Raw genomic sequence first — 21,920 nt, 5'->3', positions numbered from 1 at the left:
TTATCTTACGGTACCCCCTATATTTATCTCACGTCTAATCATCCACCGCGTGCTCTTTCCAGGCGGTAATAAAAACAATGTACGGCTTATGGGCGAACTGGCTGATGTTTTGCGCCAGCAGCACGCCGTCCAGCGACGGGATGTTGATGTCCAGAAAGATGGCGTCAACGCGGTTGTGCTGCAAAAATTTCAGCACGTCGAGGCCGTCGTCAAAGGTGCCGACGATCTCCATCCGGCTGTGCTCTTTGATAAGCCAGCTCAGCTCCTGCTGGGCCAGAAATTCATCTTCCACGATGATAACTTTCACAACGTTAACTCCCGCTTAAAGCAGTGATGTGGCCGGGGCGACGACGGGCGTGCGTCGGTTGGGCACGTAGAATGCGATCTCGGTTCCAGGATTCAGGCGGCGAATGTGCAGCCCTTCGCCGTAGAGCAGCGTCACCCGGTGATGGACGTTCAGCAGGCCAATTTTATTGCCGGGCATCTCGTTGGCCTCCACCCGATCGATGACCTTCTGCTCAATGCCGTGTCCGGTATCCCTGACGGCGATGCGCACCCGGTTGCCGGACTCCGCGACGCTGATGGTCACCACCCCTTTGCCCCGGCAGGGCTGAATGCCGTGCACAATGGCGTTTTCTACCAGCGGCTGGATCAGCAGGCTGGGCACGTAGCAGTGGACCTCTTCATCGATGTCGTAAATCACGGTCAGCTTGTCGCCGAAGCGCGCCTGCTCAATGGCGATGTAGTCCTTAATTTGATACAGCTCTTTTTTGATATCGATCTGCTCATCATCTTTTAATTCAATGTTATAGCGCAGATAGCGCGACAGGTTAAAAATAAGCTGGCGGGCGGTATCGGGATTGAGGCGAATTGATGAGGAGATAGCGTTCAGCGCATTAAACAGAAAATGGGGATTGATTTTACTCTGCAGCGCGCGCAGCTCTGCCTTATTTGCCATTTCACGCAGCTGTTCGGCGCGGGAAACCTCCAGCTGAGTGGAGATAATCTGCGACAGCCCGATCGCCATCTCCTGTAGCGATGAGGTGATCTGGTGCGCGTGGCGGTAGTAGATCTTCAGCGTGCCGGTGACAATTCCCTTTTCCCACAGCGGGATCACCAGCATCGAGTGCAGCTCCTGAGTACGGTGCGCTTCGTCATTGTTCTTGATAATGATTTTGCCTTCGCTAATCGCCTGGCGAGTGGTGGGGCTGACGGCATCGTTATTGCGATAGTTGGTTTCGCCGACGCCGACGTAGGCCAGGACATGCTGCGTATTAGTGATCGCCACCGCGTCGGCGTGGATATCCTGGCAGATGATCCTGCACACCTGGCGCAGCGATTCACTGTTGACATGGCGAAAGAGGGGCAGCGTTTTGTTGGCGATATCCAGCGCCAGCTTGGCCTGGCGCGCGGCGCTGGCCTCTTTTTCTCCCTCCACGCTCTGCACCAGCAGCACGATAAAGCCGATGCAGACGCTGCCGAGAATCATTGGCGCGCCGATTTTTGAGACAATATCCAGCCCCAGCGCTACGGTCGGTGCCCAGACCACCACCAGAATCATGGTCAACGTTTCGCATAACATTCCGCCCAGAATTCCCGCGTACCAGTGCTGTGCTTTGGGGATTTTCCGACTAATCCACCCGGACAGGCAGCCCGCCAGAATGCTGGTGATAAAGCAGGGAACGGCGGTCACGCCGCCAATATCGATAAGGTAGCGGTGCGTACCGGCGATCGCTCCGGTAATGATCCCGACCCACGGGCCAAACAGAATGCCGCCCGACATCACGGCGATAACACGTACGTTAACCAGCGAGCCTTCCACCGGTACGCCGGACCAGGTGCTGAACAGGGCAAATAGCGAAAATATCGCGGTTACGGCGAGCAGCTCTCTGGGCGTATGCGCCGACTTATGCAGCAGCTGGCGGAACAGGCGGATTCGGATGAGAAAAAACAGGCAGATTAGCATCAGCGCTGCCCGGTCAAATACTGCCAGCAGCATATCGAATATTTCGTGCACGGATGACTCTTGTGACAGGATTAAAGATTAATGATAAGTAACCCGCGTCCGGTTGACCACCCCGTATGCGACATGAGCCTAAAGAGGAAAAACCCTTATTTTAAAAGGGGATTTGCGCTTTATAGTTTGATTTATCATACATGAGGCGGAACGATTGTCCTGCAGGTAAATTTTATGATGGCAAAATAGTAAATAAATTGTTGTTTAATCAGAATGGCAAAATGCGATTTTTCCTCATTTAGTTTTTTATTTCCTCATTTATGACGTAAAAAAAATCTTCACTGCCTCTCGACAGCGGGAAATTAATCAGGCTATTTTCTAAGCGAGCCACCGCGGTGGCAGCGTCGCTCGGACGGTCCGGGCGCTAACGTTAAATTTGAGGTTAATATGGACAACTCTCGCCCTGAGCGTCACTTTACACGTATCGATCGCCTTCCCCCCTACGTTTTTAATATCACCGCTGAGCTGAAAATGGCTGCGCGACGGCGCGGCGAAGATATTATCGATTTCAGCATGGGTAATCCGGACGGCCCGACGCCGCCGCATATTGTCGACAAGCTGTGCACCGTGGCGCAGCGTCCGGATACGCACGGTTATTCCACCTCCCGCGGGATCCCGCGGCTGCGCCGGGCCATTTCCCGCTGGTATCAGGAGCGCTACGCGGTGGATATCGATCCTGAATCGGAAGCTATCGTCACCATCGGCTCGAAAGAGGGGCTGGCGCACCTGATGCTGGCCACGCTCGACCACGGTGATACGGTGCTGGTGCCGAACCCCAGCTATCCCATCCATATTTATGGGGCGGTTATCGCCGGGGCCCAGGTGCGTTCTGTGCCGCTGATCGCGGGCGTTGATTTTTTCAACGAGCTGGAGCGCGCCATTCGCGAAAGTTATCCGAAGCCGAAAATGATGATCCTCGGCTTTCCCTCAAACCCGACGGCGCAGTGCGTCGAGCTGGCGTTTTTTGAGAAGGTGGTGGCGCTGGCCAAACGTTACGACGTGCTGGTGGTTCACGATCTGGCCTATGCGGATATCGTCTATGACGGCTGGAAAGCGCCGTCTATCATGCAGGTGCCCGGCGCGCGGGACGTGGCGGTGGAATTTTTTACCCTGTCAAAAAGCTACAACATGGCGGGCTGGCGAATCGGCTTTATGGTCGGCAATAAGACGCTGGTCAGCGCGCTGGCGCGGATTAAGAGCTATCACGATTACGGCACCTTCACGCCGCTGCAGGTGGCCGCCATTGCGGCGCTGGAGGGCGATCAGCAGTGCGTACGCGAGATTGCCGGACAGTACAAGCGCCGCCGGGACGTGCTGGTTAAGGGGCTGCATGAGGCCGGATGGATGGTGGAGACGCCGAAGGCGTCAATGTACGTCTGGGCGAAAATCCCCGAGCCGTATGCCGAAATGGGCTCTCTGGAGTTTGCGAAGAAGCTGCTTAACGAGGCCAAAGTGTGCGTCTCGCCGGGGATCGGCTTTGGTGAGTATGGTGACACCCACGTGCGCTTTGCCCTGATAGAGAACCGCGACCGGATTCGCCAGGCCGTGCGGGGAATCAAATCTATGTTCCGTGCCGACGGTCTGTTGCCAGCCGTCGCGAAGCCGGCTGGTGAAAGCGGCGAATAGAAAAGCAAACAGGAGCCGTGCGGCTCCTGTTTTTCTGCATCTTTTTATTTAAATCATCAGGGCAAAAGTACCGGCCCAAACGATGACCATAAATGAAATGCCCATAAAGAAATATTTCACGTTTCATCTCTCCGCGTAGTCGCTGACACGCCTGAATGAACTTCAGCCCATCTGATTGTAGAGAGCCGGTGCAACCCATAATGAACGAGGAATGGCTTCTTCGTTATTGCTCCGGAACAGGGTATTTCACTGCTCCGAACGGCGCTAATGTACGCCTAAAAATGGAGAGAGACAAGTAGGATTTTCTATTTACTTTTAGTAACTTACGAGTGTCGTGATTCGGCGACAGTATGATTTCCTCCGGTAATAACCTGCCGTTCAGCGACGCTAATAGCCATAATGGCACAGCGCGTAGATCGGCTCTTTTCAGGTAGACCAGCGGCGGGAGGAATAAGCCCGGCCTTTGCCGCGCCTGAGCGGCGTTAGCGGTTATCCAGGCCCGGAGCAGGGTGCGGAATGCGAAGGGGCACGGCGCAGCCGGTCTGAATGATACGCCGCTGGCTTTACGCCCTTTGCCTTAACGACGCGCCAGGCAGGCTGATTGACGGCGACAAAAAGGCTTTACCTTATCAGGAGAAAAAGCCCGTACCGCGAAGGAAGAAGCCGGAAACCAGGGATAATAAAAAAGGCGAGATTGCTGACAAATCCGCGTAAAAGTGCATGAGGAGTGGTTTTCTCCCTCTCCCTGTCAGGGAGAGGGGCGAGGGGATCGTCCGTACTGTCAGCGGTCTGAAAGGCCGTGTGGCCTTTAAACGTACAGAGAGTTTTCTCCGAACGGGCGGGTTTTAAAGCGGCGATGGATCCAGAGATACTGCTCAGGCGCGCGCATAATCTCCTTCTCGATAATCTTATTCATATAGGCGGCCGCCTGGCTCTCATCGGCGGGATAGCCTTCCATTTCCGGCGTGATGAACAGGCGATAGCCAGAGTTGTCCGCCTTTCTGACCATAGTTACCGTAAGCATGGCGGAGCCAGACAGGCGAGACAGGACGAATGTGCCGTTGGTGGTGGCGACGTTTTTGACGGCGAAGAACGGGGCGAAGGAGCTGCCCTTCGGACCGTAGTCCTGATCCGGAGCAAACCATACCGCTTCGCCTTTCTTCAGCGCGCCGACGATGCCGCGCAGATTGTTTCTGCCGATCATCGCTTTGTTTGAGCGCATCCGGCCGCGGGTTTGCACCCACTCCATCAGCGGATTATTGTGCGGCCGATAGGTTGCCATCATCGGCTGGCACAGGCCCATAACCCGACCGCCCAGCTCCAGCGACATAAAGTGTACGCCGACGACCATCACGCCGCGATTTTGCGCCTGCGCGCGCTGCAGGTTGTCGAGGCCCTCCACGTCGAACCATTTACGCACCCGGCGATCCGGCCAGAACCACGCCATCCCCGTTTCAAGCAGCGCCATGCCCAGGGAGCGGAAGTTCTCCGTAATCAGCCGTTCCCGCTCCATTGGCAGCAGGTCGGGAAAGCAAAGCTCCAGGTTTTTACGGGCAATAGATTCGCGCCGCTTGAGAAAGGGACGTGCGGCGGTGCCGGTACGTGTACCGAGAAAACATAAAAGAGGATAGGGAAGCTGCACCAGCAGCCAGAGCACGCCAAGGCCAAACCATGTTAACCAGTAGCGTGGATGTATAAACGCGCGTGAAAATTTATTTTGCGGGAACATAAGTACCTTTTATCGATCCGTAAGAAGTATGCATCGCATAAGAAAGCTCATCCGCAGCGGTACACTCCAGTCAGGCCGTTAATTACGGTAAAAGTTCCAGTAAAGAGTGTAAAACGGAGACAGGATAAGCACATTAATGTCATCTGTTCGTCATACTTCAGACGTATTAGCTGTCTTTAGTTGTACGAATCACTTGTTACAATATGTTTAGCGGGAAAAATAGAGGAAGACTTTGTCCTTCATTAGCCGCGTGATTCGGCCGACGACCTCGCTTTTCAGGGGCTGCACTGAGCTAAATGCGTTACATTTTGGCCTGCGGCCAAATTATTCGGGAGGAAACGTCGGTTCTGTAATCTACCATTAAAATAGCCGCGATCGCCAGATATAATTAAACCCGGCGATAAATATTTATCAGAGCGCAGGTAAAAGGCGGAATTGATTATTACACGTTATATTTCGGGCACGATGCTGAGCAGGAACGGATCTTTTGTTGGGCTGATGTTATAAATTTTGATTTGTCTGAATCAGAAAAACTAAGAGGCCATTTTTTGCATCAAGTCCGATACAGACAATAGGGCGTGACGGCAGGCAATTAAGGAGTATTTACCGGCGTAAGCCCTGATGAGTTCAGCGACAAAACGCAACCGCTCAGACAAACGGAAGAAGGGGCCAGCGGCGAGGCGGGAGAACTTCAGCAGGAGCAAGATGAAACAACCGCAGGCCGCCGGTGATATACCCCCGCTGCGACCGCCAGTTTTGTCGAAAAGCTGCCAGGCAGTGGAGCGTCAGGGCGGGATTCAGGTATAAGATAAAAACATATACCCTAAATAATTCGAGTTGCAGGACAAANCTGGTGAGAGACAGGGATGTCTCTCATTAATCCCCGGGAGCTTACTGGAGTCAGTGACCGGGGTGAGCGAGGACAAATCGGCTTAGCCGATTTGAACGCCGCTGGCGGCGGCCCTTCCGGGTGAGGCTCCTGGGCCGAATAAAGCCAACGCACAGGCAACCTGAAGTATGACGGGTATATACGAAAAATGGCTGGAGAAAATAAACCAGTAAAAGCGGTATGAGGGATTTCATAGCAATAGCCTCCTGAAGCAGCAGGTAAATTAAATAACTGTTTTAAGCCAGGACGCAATATTTTGGGTCGGTATATGATTCTGTACATTCCAGGTACTGCTCATTGGCCACCATACGCCGTCTCCTCGGGCGAAGGCCGCGCGATAGCAAAGCATCTGGTCATCCTGATTAAAACGCAGTGCATCCGCCAGGGCAGGAAGCGTCAATACGTTTCTGGCAAAGGATTGTTTTGTCACGTGTTCAACCGTCTCCGCCAGATTTCTATAAGAGGTCGTTTCACCCGCGACAAAGAGCACTTCGTTAACTATACGCGGCTGATGCAAATAAATTTCGGTGGTGAGACGACCAATATCTGCAGGTGATGTTACGGTGACCTGCGTTTCCCATCCCCCGAGCGCGTTGATGGTTTTTTTGGATAAATTCACCACGTCAAATGCGGGGTCGAACAGAAAACTGGTAAACATGCCGGTTGAAACAATTACCCACTCCGTCGACTTCTGTTTCCGCAGTAGCGTCCTGACATCATACTGCTCGTCCCAGACGGGCTGACCGCTACCTTTGCCCACCACATCGTAATTTACGCCAAACTGCCAGGGGAAATAGCGGCTGACGCCAGCCTCCAGTACCGCGCGGGTAATTTTTATCTGGGTTCCTGCACCAGCGACAAATCCCATACAGTTGATCACGGTATCAAAATCCGCGACGTGGCTTTTTAATGTTTCAATCGTGCTGGCGGCGACGTCGACAGAGATAAATTCGGCTCCTTCCTCAGCCAGTTTCTGGTGAACATCAGACTGCAGGTTGCCTTGTCTATCCCGGGAGCCGGCCGACACAATAACGGAGACGGCCCCATTGCGTTGGGTGACCGCCGGGAGCAGATACTCCAGCACGGCAGCCCCCAGTTGTCCCGCACCAAGCACTAATACTTTTTCACCCGTTTTAACATCACGTTCTTTCATATTGTCCTCTCTCACTGTTAAAGCGTCTGTTTGCTGCGAGTAGAGAGAGAATAGGTCAGCGAATCTCATTCGATAAGATGACAACCACAGGTTAGACTGTTCGTATAAATGGGATAATCAACGCATTCAGGCAGGAGGGAAATATGGATAAGCTGCAGTCAATGCAGGTCTATGTTTGTGTGGTTGATACTCATAGTTTCGCCAGGGCTGCAGAAGTTCTTGGCGTGCCGCGCTCAACGGTATCGCGGGTCATTAAAGAGCTGGAGTCCTGGCTTGGGATTCAGCTTTTACAGCGCACCACCCGCAAACTCAGCGTAACCGCTGATGGTCGACGCTATTACGAGGAGAGCAAAAGGCTTCTGGCGGATATCGCGACGATGGAGTCTTCATTCTCCGGCCGCTCCGCACAGCCCAAAGGCCGTTTTAAAGTGGGAATGCCGCAGTCCCTTGCCCGACATTGTATTATCCCCAGGCTTCCGGCCTTTCTGCATCAGTATCCCGAACTGGAGCTGCGTCTCTGTTCAAGCGATAACGTTGAAGACATCATTCAGGAAGGGTATGACTGCGTGATTCGCACCGGAAGGATCGAAGATTCAACGACGCTGGTCGCGCGCCCTCTCGCGAACTTCAGGTGGGTGATTGCGGCCTCGCCAGATTATATTGCCGCCCATGGTAAGCCGGAGAGCCTGGACAGCCTGGAAAGGCATCGCGCTGTTGGCTATCTGAACCACCGTACCGGACGTACCACAGACTGGTTTTTTACGCTGGATGATGGCGACTGCGCGATCCGTATGAAAGAGACGCTGATCGTTGATGATACTGACGCTTATATCCAGGCCGGAATACAAGGATTTGGGTTAATTCGTGTCGCCAGCTATCTGGTTGCGCCCTATCTGCGAAGCGGGTCCCTCGTTCTCTGTATGGAGAACCTCTCTTTTGATTTACCGCTCTCGCTGGTTTATCCGCAAAGCCGCTATCTTCTTCTATCGGTACGCGCTTTTTATGACTGGAGTCGGGCGGTTTTACATCAATCGGTAGATTGATTGCCGGATGGCGGCACCAGCGCCTTATCTGGCCTAAAGCCGGAAAAGGCGACGCTGGTATTAATGACGCATCTGCATACCGATCGTGTCGGCTGGAATACCGTCTGGCGTGAAAATCGCCGGGAGCCGCTGTTTCCTGACGCCCGTTATATCTGCTCTGAGAAAGAGCTGATGCGGGTTAAAAACAGCGAGTGTTACCGGAACTGGTGGCTCGACAGCCTGCTGCCGGTTATTGAGGCGGGACACCCCGATCGTGCGGGGCTGATCCTCTCCTCCGGCGAAAGCGATAACCTCCTACAACCACACCATCAAGGCTTCGGTGGAATCAACCGAGAGCTGAAGCCCCTTCAGGCACTTCATGACACCATAGCGTGCAATCATCAGTGCCGCTTAATGTGGCAACCGTTGGAAAAATTTTGCCGTTTTACGGAAACCGTCAGCCCATTCCCGGAGGCAAACATGGGCTGGCAAAAGTGTAGCGGTATTAGACGCAGCTATTTAAACCTGTGGCGATTCAAAAATATGTTTCTTATTTGTTTTTATGTTCGTATTTTGTTTTTATTCTAAACGTTTTATAAACGTTGGGGAATTAATTAACGTGTATTTATGTGTAAATTAACTCGTTATTAGCCTGGTAATAGTTTTACTGTATAGTTTTTAAACTCCTTTTAATACATGACATTAGGAATTATTATCATTAATGGTTGGACGCCAGCGCCAACCATTATTTGTAATGTTAATAGCTTATACCTATCATCGTGCAATATTGAACGCTGTTGACAATTTTTGGGTTTGCTGAAAATATTATGCGGGAGTGTTAACGATTTCTTTAAGTTATCAGGAGTAGGCCTCATGTATTACGGGATTTACCTTAAGCGGAACTCCACCGGAGTATTTTTTTCTGCATTTTCTAATGCCTGCAAACCTATAAAAAATTCAGGATATACAGTTTTGTGGAGTACAGTGCGCGGCTAAATTATATCACGTACCACTGGCAGGGGTAGCCTGATTTATATACTTAGCAAGACTGAAGAGTGTCTGCATAATCATGATAACGTCAGTGTTTATTTTAAAAATTTAAGATATAACGCATAAGTTATTCGGCGCTTCTTAAGTGATGATGTCAGGAGGAATGCTTGTGCTGTTGTTGACTGGGACTAAAAACAATGTTAATTATCACTGATAATCAATATCTAAAGCTCGGTTTAAAAACACTTCTTCAGAAAGAAATTAATGATGCATATAGAAATCATATTCTTTTCGATTCTGGCCCTAAGCTGTACTTTCTACAAGCGGCAGAATGCCCTGATAGTGTGATACCCTGTTTTTTCGAGCTCCTCATTGAAGGTCATTGCTGTGCTAAAGAAGATATAAAATCAATTGATGATTTAATCAAAAATCTACAGAGAATAAAAAACGATAATAAAAAAAGGTCCTCACGTGAACTAACTGAGATTGAATATGTTGTAATTAGATCATTATGTGCAGGATATACTCCTTTGGAACTTGCAAATTTTCTAAACAGAAGCATCAAAACCATAAGCACTCAAAAAAGTAGAGCGTTGAGGAAGATTGGGATGCGGAATATGCAAACCTTTCATGGAACAATCATGAGGTGGAGTACTTTGGTGGGAACACTGAATATAAATTCGCCCCAAAATAATTGTAATGATTGTCGATGTAAAAATATTATACTCTCAGCTGAGAATGCTATTGCATATTCATATGCAGAGTTAATGTGTCTAACGACCCTATAATTTGAGCGAAATATAATTGTATTGTTCTGGTTTGAAATTAATAACCAGCTTTTCCAGCATGGTGTTGATCTTGAATCCGGGATTAAAAATAACCAGACAACCTGGGTATGTCAGGAAAAAATTAATCATCATCTTCTGATCCTGCTGAGGTATCAAAAGATTACTGTAAATAGACTGTACTGCCAGGAGTAAACGGTTCTGCTATGCATCAGCAACCGCTCCTTTATGGTCGCTGATACGATATTCTTTTGCAGGAAATGCGCCGTCTGGCGCTTCTCAGCTGGCCTCGGAAACTCCTGTTTTTCTGCAAACGTCCCTGACGCGGATGTGACTTTCGATCTGTTTTAGCGCAAACATAATCTGTTCTTCGTTATTACGGCTCGTGCCTTGCCCCGGGAATGACCTCCGGCGACGCTCACGAAAGGTTAAGAGATACAGCCTGGTCTCTCTGCGAGATGAAAGAAAGACCGGAAACTTCAGTTTAGGCGGGTATCTCTCAGAGAGAAGGTCAATTATTTTACCGGGAAGAGTATTAATATATACCCGTCATACTTCAGGTTGCCTGTGCGTTGGCTTTATTCGGCCCAGGAGCCTCACCCGGAAGGGCCGCCGTCAGAGACGTTCAAATCAGCTAAGCCGATTTGTCCTCGCTCACCCTGGTCACTGACTCCAGTAATCTCCCGGGGTCACTAATGAGGGGAATCCTTGTCACTTACCGAAGGCGGCCTGTAGCCGTTCAAATTCGTTCCTGACGAATTTGTCGCTGCGTCGCCGCGTGATTCGGCCTGAGGGCCTCAGCCTTTCGGGGCCAGCGCTACGGCTGTTCAAAACCCGCAGCGTTTTGTCCTGCAACCCGAAGTATGACGGGTATATAATTTTAATCTCCAGTCTTTCTCTCTTTTCTGCAACGCGATAAAAATACCCACCTCTAATGCTAACTATTTATATAAACTCGTAAGGGGGCCAGATTATTATCTGAGAAAGGGGAAAGGAGGTGTATTCACTGTTGATAATGGGAATCATTCTTAAGTGAAATAGTGTTATATTCCAAATTTCTCGGTTTTGGTTATATCTTAAGTTGTATTGTTGATTTATGTTAGTGTTTTCATATACTATTTCGACAGATGACCTAATTGAAGTGTGTTGAAACTGTATACCCTAAATAATTCGAGTTGCATGACAAAACGCAGCGCGTTTTGAACAGCCCCCGGGCTGGCACCGAAAGGCTGAGGCCCTCAGGCCGAATCACGTGGCAAGCGAGCGATAAATTCGTCAGAAACTAATGTGTCCGATCGCAGGTCGCCTTTGGTGAGGGACAAGGATGTCCTTCATTCAACCCCGGGAGCATAGCGAATTATGTGACCGGAGTAAGTGTCAAACCTGTCGGGAACAGATTTGAACGCCGCTGGCGGCGGCCCGTCCGGGCGAGTCTCATGGATAAGACGAGTAACCCGTAGCCAACGTACATGCGGCCTGCAGTATGACGGGTATATATCCGTTCGGATAAGTTTTAAATTATAAATAAAGCTTCGGTAAAATTAGAGTCTGGCGAAAACAGCACAGGGTGGTGTATTACTAATCTTTAGTGTTAACTGTTGTTTTTCAGCTGTATTAATACATTGGGAATGCTTTAATTGATTTTTATATATTATCCCTGGTGGGGCTTCAGGGAGAGCATGTATCTGACATGATGACTATTTCTGTAATATTAAACGTATAACCTCGGACGGTTATCTTAATGAACGGGAATTAATTGTAAGCATGTGGTTTTACCTTGTGCGCGTGGGTATTGGCGAAGGGCTGTAGCCTGATGATTATTATTTAATAATAGTTGGCGTGAAATATGTTTTTTACTAAAAGATAATAACTGGGTTTAAGTTTTGTACTTTCAATACTTATATCCGGTAATGATTTTGTTTGCTCGCAAAGTTTATATTAAAGGTAATGTTATGTTCGCTCCTTTTATAAAGGTTCAAGTCCTTTGTATTTGTTCAGTTATTCTCATGAGTGCATGCCATCAACATGATAACGTGGCTAAGAAACAAATACTGGACATCGAGAGAACAGGCAGGATTCAGGATCTCAGGACGGGCAGAACTTTAAATAGTTTGCAACTGGCTGACATTCTGGCTGTTCAACAATACGTTATTGTGGGCGAAAAACATGATAATTTCTACCATCACCAGGCTGAATACTGGTTGATGAAAAAGCTTTCAGATAATCGTCCGCAGGGAAGTGTGCTGATGGAGATGATAGATTCTGATCAGCAATCAAGAGTCGATCAGGTTAAAAGCTGGATAAAGAACGTCGGTGATGTGCGTAATAGGCGTGTCAGGGAACTTCTGAGATGGAATGAGAAATGGCCGTGGGAGATGTATGAGGATGTAGTAATTCAGGCGATGCGTTCTCCTTACCCGCTGCTCTCAGCTAATATTTCAGACCAGCAAGTCAATACTATTTATACTCATCCGTATCTGCCAGAAGGCCAGTTATCCTCACGTCGAGAGGTAAGGGATGCGATCAGGAATATCATCGTTGACATGCATGATGGAGAACTTCCCGAAGACAAACTGGGATCCATGCTGGCGGTGCAGCAGCAACGCGACAGGGTGATGGCAAAGCAGCTTATTGCTGCACCAGCGCCCGCGTTTCTTATCGCGGGAGGGTATCATGCTGCACGTAATACCGGAGTACCGCTTCATATCCATGATTTAGCGCCTCAGATTTTACCCACGGTACTGATACTTGCCGAAGAAGGCATGCAGATAACGTCCGAACATGCCGATTATGTCTGGTATTTCCCCGTTTCAACTGAAGTGCAGACGGGGCAGCAATGAGTGATTCTCATACTTTTACTGGCTTATTAACAGGAAATAGAATTAACGGTATCGCTGGCGTTGCGCTGTCCCTGTTTTTACATAGTCTCGTCTTTTTCTGGTCACAGTGGAATAAGACGCCGGAGTTTACATCTCAGGAGCCGCCTGCCGCTATTATGGTGGAATGGGCTGCCAGCCCTGAAGCACCAGAATCCCCCGCGGACATGCCTGTTGGACTGGCTCGTCAGCAGAGCGCGGAGATGGAAAAAGTTACAGAAGAGAAAGAACAGATGGATTCGTTAGCCGTTAAAGATGCCGCGATCGCAACAGAAACTGTGAAGAAAAAGAAATCCGAAAAAGATGGCAAGAAATTGCCCCGTCAACCTGTACAGGAACAGAGTAATGATGCCCGCCCGGACGCTGCGGTAAGTCTTGCTTCTCCATTTTCACAAAAAAATTCAACCCGTGTTGCCGCCCCTTTTAGCAGTGACTCTGTCAGCCCTGAAGCTAAGGTGTCCTGGGAAAGCCTGGTTAAAGGACATCTGAACCGCTTCAAGAACTATCCCGCTGATGCCCGTCGCCGCAACCGAACTGGCACTGCGCGGGTAACTTTCACGGTTGATGCGAGCGGCCGTGTCAGCGGAATCATACTCGATTCATCCTCCGGGACGAGCTCGCTGGACAGGGAAGCGTTGGCGGTAATTACGCGCGCGCAGCCGTTGCCTGAACCTCCCGTTGAGCTCCTGAGCGGCGGCAGACACGTAATCACTATACCGATAAACTTTAGCCTGGCTGAAATCCGTTCGCGCTAATAAATAATAATTTATACCCGTCATACTTCAGGTTGCATGTGCGTTGGCTTTATTCGGCCCAGAGGCCTCACCCCTTCGGGGCCAGCGCAGGGGCTGTTCAAAACGCGCTGCGTTCTGTCACGCAACCCGAATTATTTAGGGTATATAACGGGGATGTTTTTTGGTGTATTTAAATAGTGATAAATTAAGAGGAGGGGGTAATTTATTATCTGGGTATGTGAGTTTATAATAATTAATAAATTTTCATAATGAAGCTTGTCGGTTTTTTTTTTTGTTTGATATTATTAATTAAAATCAGAGGGAATGATGATAAATACCAGATATCTTCCGGGAGTCGGCATATTTATGCTGGGTGCCGGGGTATGCGCTCAGGCTGCGGATACCGAAAACAGAAAAAGTATAAACGGCGAATCTGTATTTTCACCGCTGGTTGTGCAGGCCGGAAGAATGTCGGCCGAAAGGGAAGCTCTGGCGCGTCCAGGAGCTTACAGCTCCGTTGATGAAAACCTTAATCTGCAGTCAACTGACAGCGTTCTGCGTGGTATGCCAGGAACCTACACGCAGATGGATGCAGGCCAGGGGGCGGTAAGCGTGAATATCCGGGGAATGACGGGGTTCGGACGAGTAAATACAATGGTAGACGGCATCACCCAGACCTTCTACGGCTCCTCTCATGGCAGCATGTACCATGGTGGTATGCCAAACAGCCAGTTTGGTACGCTTATTGATCCTAATTTTATTGTCGGGATTGATGTTGCCAGAGGTAACGTTACCGGTTCTGACGGTGTGAATACCCTGACGGGGAGCGCAAACTTCAGAACTATTGGGGTAGACGATGTGGTATTCAGCGACAAACCATTTGGCATTCGCACCAAATTTGGCGCAGGAAATAACGGTATCGGGCGTACCGGCATGATTGCTGTGGGCGGGAAACTTCGCGATTTTGGCAAGAATGGAAGTGTTGGCGTCATGGCTGCCATGAGCGGTAGCTCTATTGATTCAAATTATAAAAATGGCGCAGGTCAGAATAGTGATGAGTTCTTTACGGAAAAAACCTTCCGGCAGAGTCCACAGTCACAGTTGTATAAAATTACTTTTAAACCCGATGAATTTAACAATCTGGAGTTATCCGCCAGAAACTATATTAATAAAATATCGCAGCGACGGATAGCCAGTCAGGACTGGTATCTGAAATATAACTACACGCCGTTTTCCGAGTGGCTGGATCTTAATTTTACCGCGAGCAGCAGCAGAGGTGAGCAGGAGTTTCTACCTGGTACTATGGGCGCTATCCAGCGAGCCAAAGTAAAAAACATCTCTGAGACCTTTGATATTAATAATACCAGCCGTTTCAGCGCCGGAGAGGTTGATGCGGAACTTAGCTATGGCGCGAAGATGATCAAAAATCAGTACGTCAAAAAGAAACCCGGAAATATGCTCCTGGGCGAGGATCAGGAATATAGTACGCCCGTTGGCCTGTCAGGACGGCAAAAAATTTCTGCGCTCTATACGGGCTTACAGCTGAATTACGGCATTCTGCAGGGTAACGTTGATGTCAACTACACCCGCTATGACCTTTCTGGCTTTAAACCTGCATGCGACCCCCGTGTCGTTTGCTTCCCTCAGGGGGCGAGCCAGATCAATCGTAATGATTCAGGGGTAAACTCGTCTGTGACGCTGGTCGCTCAGGCCGCCCCGTGGTTCCAGCCTTTTATCAGCTGGAGCCATTCATCGCGCGGACCTAATGTACAGGAGGCGTTTTTCAGCACAGACGGTGGAGAAGCTATGAATCCATTTCTGAAAGGAGAAAGCGCTAATACCTGGCAGTTGGGGTTTAATACGGATATGCATGAGCTGCTCGCCAGGCAGGACAGGTTACAGCTTAAAGCCGTATTCTTTGAATCCCGCATTAAAAATTACATCTACAGTGAGAAATTTAAAATCTTTCAGGAAGGTGGCAGACTATCAAAAGGTGAAGCTGGTGAAGATAAATGGAACAACGGAGATATCGTCGGTGAGTTCAGCCATCTGACCGTCTATACCAACGCCCCGAATGCCGTCAGAAGTCGTGGTATTGAGCTTGAGGCGCTTTATGATGCAGGTTTTGCCTACGGTAAATTATCCCTCAGTCGTGAGAGAACCGATCAGCCGCTTTCCTATGCCAGCAAGGATTTTGGCGGAGGGGACATTACACAGTTGCCGGGTATGACCGTTACGCTCGACAGTGGAGTTCGGCTTCTGGACAGTCGGCTGACTCTGGGGGGGGTGGTGAAATACACGGGAGATGCCGTAAAAATCTCACCAGAAGAAGATAATCCACAATCTGAGCCGGGTAATGTAGAAAAAGAAGACATCAAAAAAATTCCTGTGGTATTCGATCTGTACAGTACTTATGAAATAAACCGTAACGTGCTGCTGAAATTCAGCGTTCAGAATGTGATGAACAAGGACTATCACGATGCGCTGAATAAACTAAATTCGATACCGAATCAAAGCTCTGCGGGGGAACCAGCCAATACGGCGCGGGGACGAACGTATATTTTTGGCGGTGAAATTAGATTTTGATTTTATACCCTAAATAATTCGGGTTGCAGGATAAAACGCGGCGCGTTTTGAACAGCCGCAGGCTGCCTCTGGTGAGAGACAGGGATGTCTCTCATTAATTCCCGGGATAAGTGACTGGGGTGAACGACAAAACTGCCCGGAGCAGATTTGAACGCCGCGTAGCGGCGGCCCGGCAGGTCGAGCCTCATGGATGAGACGAGTAACCAGAAGCCAACGAATATGCAACCTGAAGTATGACGGGGATATGATTCTACGCTATGCCAGACTTATATTATGGCCTGACTGTTATAGCTTTTGATTGACAAGAATTCAGACATGAGTATTCCATGAAAAAATATTTTTTAGGGTTTTTATTTATAGCTCAGAGAAAACTGCAACACAGTTTTCTGTTACTTATTCTTGCCGGTTTTTCAGCCGGGGTGACAGCGATTGATCCTCCTCCGATAAACCCTTCGCGTTTTGCCATGAAGACAACTTATCTGCAGACGCCTGAGGAAGGTATTTATGAGCTGGCCTTTGACGCCAGGAATAACCGGATATTCGCAGCAGTGATGGACCGGGTGAACCGACAGGATAATCGCGGTTTTCTATATGGTTTTAATCCCGGTAGCCTCAACATGGAAGGCCGTTATGCTATGCCTTACCGGGCATTTTCTTTGGCGATAAATCAGGATTCCGGTCACGTGTATGTGGGGCATACCCAGTCTGCGTCCCTGCGCATTAGCATGGTCGATGGCGCAACCGGTAAGATACTTCGGGTAAGTGAGAGACTGACTTTTGATATTAAAAACATCGTGGATAAACGGTACGAACATCTGAGGCATATGGTCTACAGCAAGGCAGCTGACGCCCTGTTTGTCAGTTACAGCAATATGGTCAGAGAAGGTAAGCAAAACAGGCCAGTGCATAAACTGCTTATTCTGGATGGGAAAACACTTGCCCTGAAAGGCGAAGTTAAAGGGGCCTATCAATCGACGGCTTATGGACTTACCGCAGACGAGAAAACCCGGAGGATTTATATCGGGGGAAGCGATTATGTGAATGAGATCGATGCGGTTTCCCGGAAAGTTCTGCGAACCATAACCTTGCAAAAAACAACGCCCGTAATGACAAGCGTTCAGAACCTGTTCGTCGACACAGAACAGGGTCGTTTGTTTGTTGTTGTGTTCGACCATGCCGACAGAAGTGGAAACAACGACGGACTGTATGTATTCAGACTGAACGATGGTAAACAACTTGCCTACGTGCATACCGGGGCTGGTGCAAATGCTGTGAAATATAATCCGAAGTATAACGAGCTGTATGTAACAAACTTTACGAGTGGAACTATCAGCGTGGTTGACGGTAATCAGTACAATATTATCAGGGAAATAAACATGCCGGTTCATCCAAATCAGATGGCCCTTTCCGCTGATATGGACACACTTTATGTCGGTATTAAAGAGGGATTTAACCGTCAGTGGGATCCGGATGTATTTGTGGAGGGGGCCCGGGAAAAAATATTGAGTATTTCACTGAAAGAAACGCAGGATTAAACGTAAGCGTACAGCGTGAACCGTCTGGTCATAATTTGAGGCATCCGACAAAATGGTGTCCACCAAATAGTGGTGGACACCATTTTGTCGGATATGCAGAAAAATATGACTCCCGACAGGCGTAAGGGCTGCCCTAATTATTCTCCTGAGTTTAAGCAGCAGCTCGTTGCCGCCTCCTGCGAACCCGGAATATCCATTACAAGACTGGTGCCTGAAAATGGCATTAACGCCAGTCTGCTGTTCAAATGGCGTCAGCAATGGCGCGAGGGAAAGCTGCTATTACTTTCTTCTTAGAGTCCTCAGCTACTTCCTGTTACTCCCGATGCCGCTGCCGTACAGCCAGAACAGACCGCAGAGGAGCCGGAAGCCCTCAGTATCAGCTGTAAGGTCACGTTCCGGCACGGGACGCTCCGCCTTAGCGGGGCTGTCAGCGAAAAGCTTCTGACTCTGCTGATAAAGGAACTGAAGCGATGATCCCGCTACCGGACATAGCGGGTTCTCTGACATCCCGAATTAACGATAATTTTCAGGTACTCAAACCGCGTCTTGAGGTTTATTGGGTATATACCCCGAATAATTTGGGTTGCAGGACAAAACGCTGCGGGTTTTGAACGGCCACAGGCCGCCTTCGGTGAGGGACAGGAATGCCCCTCTTTAGCCCCCGGGAGTTTACTGGAGTCAGTGATCGGGGTGAACGAGGACAAATCGGCTTAGCCGATTTGAACGTCGCTGGCGGCGGCCCGTCAGGGCGGGTCTCATGGTTGAGATGAGTAATTATATAGGGATAATACCTTATCTGCCTGGTGATTATTCTGTTTTTATATCTGAATAAATTATAACGGCTGATATTATCCGGCTACTGCCGCTTATTGTCCGTTGAATTAAGCCGGGAGCCCCGGATTTTTATCGCACCAGCTGCATATTGCTTCTTTACGATTTAATGCTCTATTATTGCTGAGGGAAGTGCGCCACGAAGCTATTACTCATCCAGCGTTACTAATAGAGAGTGGAATAATTGGCGATAAATATTAACGAAACTCGTAACAGACGCGAATAATTATTCCCTTCTCTTTTTCAGGTGGCGAAGCAGTGAAATCCGCCCGGTTACGCCATGAGTTACCGTTAACCGATAATATTTATCTGCGAAAAATATTAACTAAGAATAAGAAATAGCCTCGGTGAATATAATGATGGCAGGCGCAGAGCACGAATGTTCTCTGCTGTAAGCCTGCCGTTGAAAATAGCCTCTCCGCAGAGGGCTGCGCGATTTTCCCGCTTCCGGTAGTGCCGATCGCTTCTCGTTTTTCGGCATCGCCGGGTAAAGGAGCCGATAACCCGGAATCTGACCTGATGCGCTTTGGTCTACAGCGACAGGCGGTAGCGTGTCCGGAAACGGATAAACAGAGCTATATGGAAAGGCAGAGGTCAGGTTTCCGGGTATCGGGTGCAGGCCGGCCCGCCGACGCTCCTGAATGCCGTCGCTGCACGGAGCTTATCGGCTCCGTGCGGCGTTGTCGGCATAACTGACTATATAAGGAACTATTCAATGAGCCTGATGGACTTTGCGCAAAATGTGGCCGGCACCGGCCTGAACCGCTACCGCCTTGATATTCCTTCCTGTACGGCGGCGATTGACGTGGAGGCGTTCAGCGGCGCGGAGGCGCTGAGCGAGCTGTACCGCTACACCATCACGTTTACCAGTCCGGATAAAGACATTGATGCCCGCCAGATCCTGAGCAAGCCGGCGCGGCTGACGATGGGCGTCGGCCTCCTGTCGGCCCCTGTTGTCGGGAAGATCGTGCATGGGGTGGTGACCCGCTTTGAGCGTACCGGGGGCTCGCGCGATGAGGCCCACTATACGCTGGTGCTTGAGCCTTTCCTGGCGTTGCTCGGCAATCAGTTCCGCACGCACCGCTTCTTCGTAAATAAATCGGTGCCGGAGGTGGTGGCGCAGGTGCTGCAGGAACATGGCCTGAAAGGCTGGGAGTATGAGTTTGTGCTGAAGGGGGACTACCCGAAGCGTGAGCAGATTAACCAGTACCAGGAGGACGATCTGGCGTTTATTGAACGCCTGCTGGCGGAGCTGGGGATATTTTACTTTTTTACCCTGCAGCCGGATACGCAGACGGAGGTGGTACATTTTGCCGACAGGCAGAGCGCCTGGCAGTTTGGCAAAACGCTGCCCCTGAGCAGCCCGTCGGGAACCAGTGATAACGGCGCGGATTCGGTATGGGGCATTCATGTCCGGCACCGGGTAGCGGAACGTTCGGTAATCGCCGGCGATTACAATCACCGGCAGGCCGGTCAGGTGCTGACGTCTGCGCCGGCCGACATGACCCGGGGCGATGGCGAAGGGATCACCTGGGGCGCGGTGTACCACTATCGCCCGCGCCACCGGGAGCGCGGGGATAAAATCGATCCGGCGGCGGAGACGGGGAACTTCTGGGCGCGGCTGGAGCATGAGCGCTATCTTTCCACGCAGACGATCGTCACGGGCAGCAGTACCGACGCCGCGCTGGGGCCGGCCCAGGTGCTGACCATCACCGAAGCGGCTCTGCCCGCCACGCTGCCGACAGCGGTTAAAAACGGGGTGGTTATTGTACGCGCGGACTATTCGGGCAGCCGTAAAAACGCGCTGCGGGTGGCATGGACGGCGATGCCCTACAGCCATATCCGCTGCTGGCGTCCGCCCGCAAAGCCGCGACCGACGATCAGCGGCACGCTGACGGCGCGCATCACCAGCGCCAGAGACAACGATATCTACGCCTGGCAGGACGGGGCGGGGCTGTACCGGGTGAAGTTCGTGGCCGACAGGGATGATAAATCCAGGGGGCAGGAGAGTATGCCGGTGCGGCTGGCGAAGCCCTACGGCGGCGACGTCTATGGTTTTCATTTCCCGCTGATCCAGGGCACCGAAGTGGCGATAGCCTTCCATGAAGGCGATCCGGACCGCCCCTATATCGCCCACGCCCTGCATAACTCCCGGCACGTCGATCACGTAACGGAGAAGAACAATACCCGCAATGTGATACGCACCGCAGGGCTGAACAAGCTGCGGATGGAAGATAAACGCGGCGAGGAGCATATCAAGCTCAGCACCGAGTACGGCGGCAAGACGCAGCTGAATCTGGGGCACAACGTGGATGCGTCCAGGGAGCTGCGTGGAGAAGGGGCGGAGCTGAGAACCGATCGGCATATCTCGATACGTGGCGGTGCGGGGGTTCTGATTAGTGCGGATAATCAGCCAAAGGGCCAGGGTGACATGCTGGATATGAACGCGGCAGTCGCTCAGTTACAAAGTGCCTTACAGCTGGTGACTGCGCTTGCGCAAAGCGCCGGGACGTCCGGCGCGCGGGATGCGGATATTGACTCGCAGCGGCGGCTTGCTCAGACGCTGAACCAGTTAAAAGAGGCCGGGCTGCTGATGACGGCTCCGGCAGGTATTGCTGCCGCGACCCCCAGGAATATTCAACTGTCTGCCGGCCATACTCTGACGGCCACCGCAGGCGAAAACGCCGATATGACGATTTTCAAACGGTTCACCGTGGCTGCCGGTGAAGCGATAAGCCTGTTTGCTCAAAAAATGGGCATCAGTTTTATTGCGGCGCGGGGTAAGGTAGATATTCAGGCGCAATCTGATGCCATGCGGCTTCAGTCCGATCGGCAGATGACGATGAATAGCGTCAAGGGTGAAATCGTACTGAACGCGGCGCAGGGGATTACGCTGACCAGCAGAGGCGGGGCCTATATTAAGATCAAAGATGGCGCGGTGGAGATTGGCGCGCCCGGAAAAATTGATCTGAAAAGTACCACTATTTTGTGGGGAGGGAGCGCATCTCTTGAACGGGCGCTGCAGCCGGCAACCGTGGAAGATCCGCAGTACCGGTTTCCAATGAGCGGCGGATTTCAGGTGGTGGATAAGGTAACTCAAAAGCCCATGCCCTGGGTTGCTTACCGTATCGAAACGCCTGATGGCAA

At 50.5% G+C, this 21,920-nt stretch carries 13 protein-coding genes and 3 pseudogenes; 11 read left to right on the top strand and 5 right to left on the bottom strand.

Annotated elements, in window-relative coordinates; genetic code table 11:
* Positions 1 to 40: 40 nt before the first annotated feature.
* Positions 41 to 307, bottom strand: a pseudogene (gene ypdB / locus GJV78_RS20740) (two-component system response regulator YpdB); the annotation flags it as partial.
* 15 nt (positions 308 to 322) lie between these two features.
* Positions 323 to 2,017, bottom strand: coding sequence for a LytS/YhcK type 5TM receptor domain-containing protein (locus tag GJV78_RS20735; protein ID WP_167519683.1), 1,695 nt, complete (start codon positions 2,015 to 2,017; stop codon positions 323 to 325).
* 387 nt (positions 2,018 to 2,404) lie between these two features.
* On the opposite strand from GJV78_RS20735, the gene alaC reads away from it, so the two are divergent.
* Positions 2,405 to 3,643 (top strand): alanine transaminase, encoded by a 1,239-nt coding sequence (alaC, locus tag GJV78_RS20730; protein WP_155110041.1) that lies wholly within the window; start codon positions 2,405 to 2,407, stop codon positions 3,641 to 3,643.
* A gap of 48 nt (positions 3,644 to 3,691) precedes the next feature.
* On the opposite strand, the gene ypdK is transcribed toward alaC, so the two are convergent.
* From ypdK to GJV78_RS20715, 3 genes are all read right to left on the bottom strand, one after another.
* Entirely contained in the window at positions 3,692 to 3,763 is a 72-nt protein-coding gene (gene ypdK / locus GJV78_RS20725) for a membrane protein YpdK (RefSeq protein ID WP_010723117.1), read from the bottom strand.
* Positions 3,764 to 4,451: 688 nt separating this feature from the next.
* The gene (lpxP, locus tag GJV78_RS20720) at positions 4,452 to 5,372 is read right to left on the bottom strand and encodes a kdo(2)-lipid IV(A) palmitoleoyltransferase (RefSeq protein WP_155110040.1); all 921 of its coding nucleotides are present in this window, start codon (positions 5,370 to 5,372) and stop codon (positions 4,452 to 4,454) included.
* A gap of 1,112 nt (positions 5,373 to 6,484) precedes the next feature.
* A complete protein-coding gene (locus GJV78_RS20715; protein WP_155110039.1) occupies positions 6,485 to 7,414 on the bottom strand; it encodes an aromatic alcohol reductase in 930 nt (309 codons plus the stop codon).
* A 143-nt stretch (positions 7,415 to 7,557) separates the two neighbouring features.
* Between GJV78_RS20715 and GJV78_RS20710 the strand changes: the two genes are divergently transcribed.
* The 10 genes and pseudogenes from GJV78_RS20710 to GJV78_RS20665 form a co-directional block, all read left to right on the top strand.
* Positions 7,558 to 8,457 carry a LysR family transcriptional regulator gene (locus GJV78_RS20710; protein WP_155110038.1) on the top strand — a complete coding sequence of 300 codons (900 nt, stop codon included), beginning with the start codon at positions 7,558 to 7,560 and terminating at the stop codon, positions 8,455 to 8,457.
* Between the two features lie 27 nt (positions 8,458 to 8,484).
* Positions 8,485 to 8,739: pseudogene (locus tag GJV78_RS20705) on the top strand (MBL fold metallo-hydrolase); the annotation flags it as partial.
* Between the two features lie 63 nt (positions 8,740 to 8,802).
* Positions 8,803 to 8,936, top strand: a pseudogene (locus GJV78_RS20700) (IS630 family transposase); the annotation flags it as partial.
* Between the two features lie 687 nt (positions 8,937 to 9,623).
* Positions 9,624 to 10,214, top strand: a complete 591-nt coding sequence (locus tag GJV78_RS20695) for a helix-turn-helix domain-containing protein (protein WP_155110037.1) — start codon at positions 9,624 to 9,626, stop codon at positions 10,212 to 10,214.
* Between the two features lie 2,030 nt (positions 10,215 to 12,244).
* Positions 12,245 to 13,051: a ChaN family lipoprotein gene (locus tag GJV78_RS20690; protein ID WP_330998835.1), complete on the top strand. Its 807-nt coding sequence runs from the start codon at positions 12,245 to 12,247 to the stop codon at positions 13,049 to 13,051.
* The gene (locus tag GJV78_RS20685; RefSeq protein ID WP_155110035.1) at positions 13,048 to 13,842 is read left to right on the top strand and encodes an energy transducer TonB; all 795 of its coding nucleotides are present in this window, start codon (positions 13,048 to 13,050) and stop codon (positions 13,840 to 13,842) included. Before GJV78_RS20690 ends, GJV78_RS20685 begins: the two co-directional genes overlap by 4 nt.
* Before the next feature lie 303 nt (positions 13,843 to 14,145).
* Positions 14,146 to 16,407: a TonB-dependent receptor domain-containing protein gene (locus tag GJV78_RS20680; protein WP_155110034.1), complete on the top strand. Its 2,262-nt coding sequence runs from the start codon at positions 14,146 to 14,148 to the stop codon at positions 16,405 to 16,407.
* 326 nt (positions 16,408 to 16,733) lie between these two features.
* Positions 16,734 to 17,942, top strand: a complete 1,209-nt coding sequence (locus GJV78_RS20675) for a YncE family protein (RefSeq protein WP_155110033.1) — start codon at positions 16,734 to 16,736, stop codon at positions 17,940 to 17,942.
* A 69-nt stretch (positions 17,943 to 18,011) separates the two neighbouring features.
* Positions 18,012 to 18,236, top strand: a complete 225-nt coding sequence (locus GJV78_RS20670; protein WP_155110032.1) for a transposase — start codon at positions 18,012 to 18,014, stop codon at positions 18,234 to 18,236.
* Positions 18,237 to 19,488: 1,252 nt separating this feature from the next.
* A partial coding sequence (locus GJV78_RS20665; RefSeq protein WP_155110031.1) for a type VI secretion system Vgr family protein occupies positions 19,489 to 21,920 on the top strand: 2,432 nt, incomplete at its 3' end.

The sequence above is a fragment of the Intestinirhabdus alba genome (assembly GCF_009711095.1).
In the GTDB taxonomy this organism is placed as follows: Bacteria; Pseudomonadota; Gammaproteobacteria; order Enterobacterales; family Enterobacteriaceae; genus Intestinirhabdus; species Intestinirhabdus alba.
The sequence above is the reverse complement of the archived record's forward strand: the minus strand, read 5'-3'. Positions and strand labels throughout refer to the sequence as shown.

Bases quoted from the DNA above. Each gene is read 5' to 3' on its own strand.
- alaC (WP_155110041.1), top strand. From the start codon at position 2,405: ATGGACAACTCTCGCCCTGAGCGTCACTTTACACGTATCGATCGCCTT.
- lpxP (WP_155110040.1), bottom strand. From the start codon at position 5,372: ATGTTCCCGCAAAATAAATTTTCACGCGCGTTTATACATCCACGCTAC.
- GJV78_RS20715 (WP_155110039.1), bottom strand. From the start codon at position 7,414: ATGAAAGAACGTGATGTTAAAACGGGTGAAAAAGTATTAGTGCTTGGT.
- GJV78_RS20710 (WP_155110038.1), top strand. From the start codon at position 7,558: ATGGATAAGCTGCAGTCAATGCAGGTCTATGTTTGTGTGGTTGATACT.
- GJV78_RS20695 (WP_155110037.1), top strand. From the start codon at position 9,624: ATGTTAATTATCACTGATAATCAATATCTAAAGCTCGGTTTAAAAACA.
- GJV78_RS20685 (WP_155110035.1), top strand. From the start codon at position 13,048: ATGAGTGATTCTCATACTTTTACTGGCTTATTAACAGGAAATAGAATT.
- GJV78_RS20680 (WP_155110034.1), top strand. From the start codon at position 14,146: ATGATGATAAATACCAGATATCTTCCGGGAGTCGGCATATTTATGCTG.
- GJV78_RS20675 (WP_155110033.1), top strand. From the start codon at position 16,734: ATGAAAAAATATTTTTTAGGGTTTTTATTTATAGCTCAGAGAAAACTG.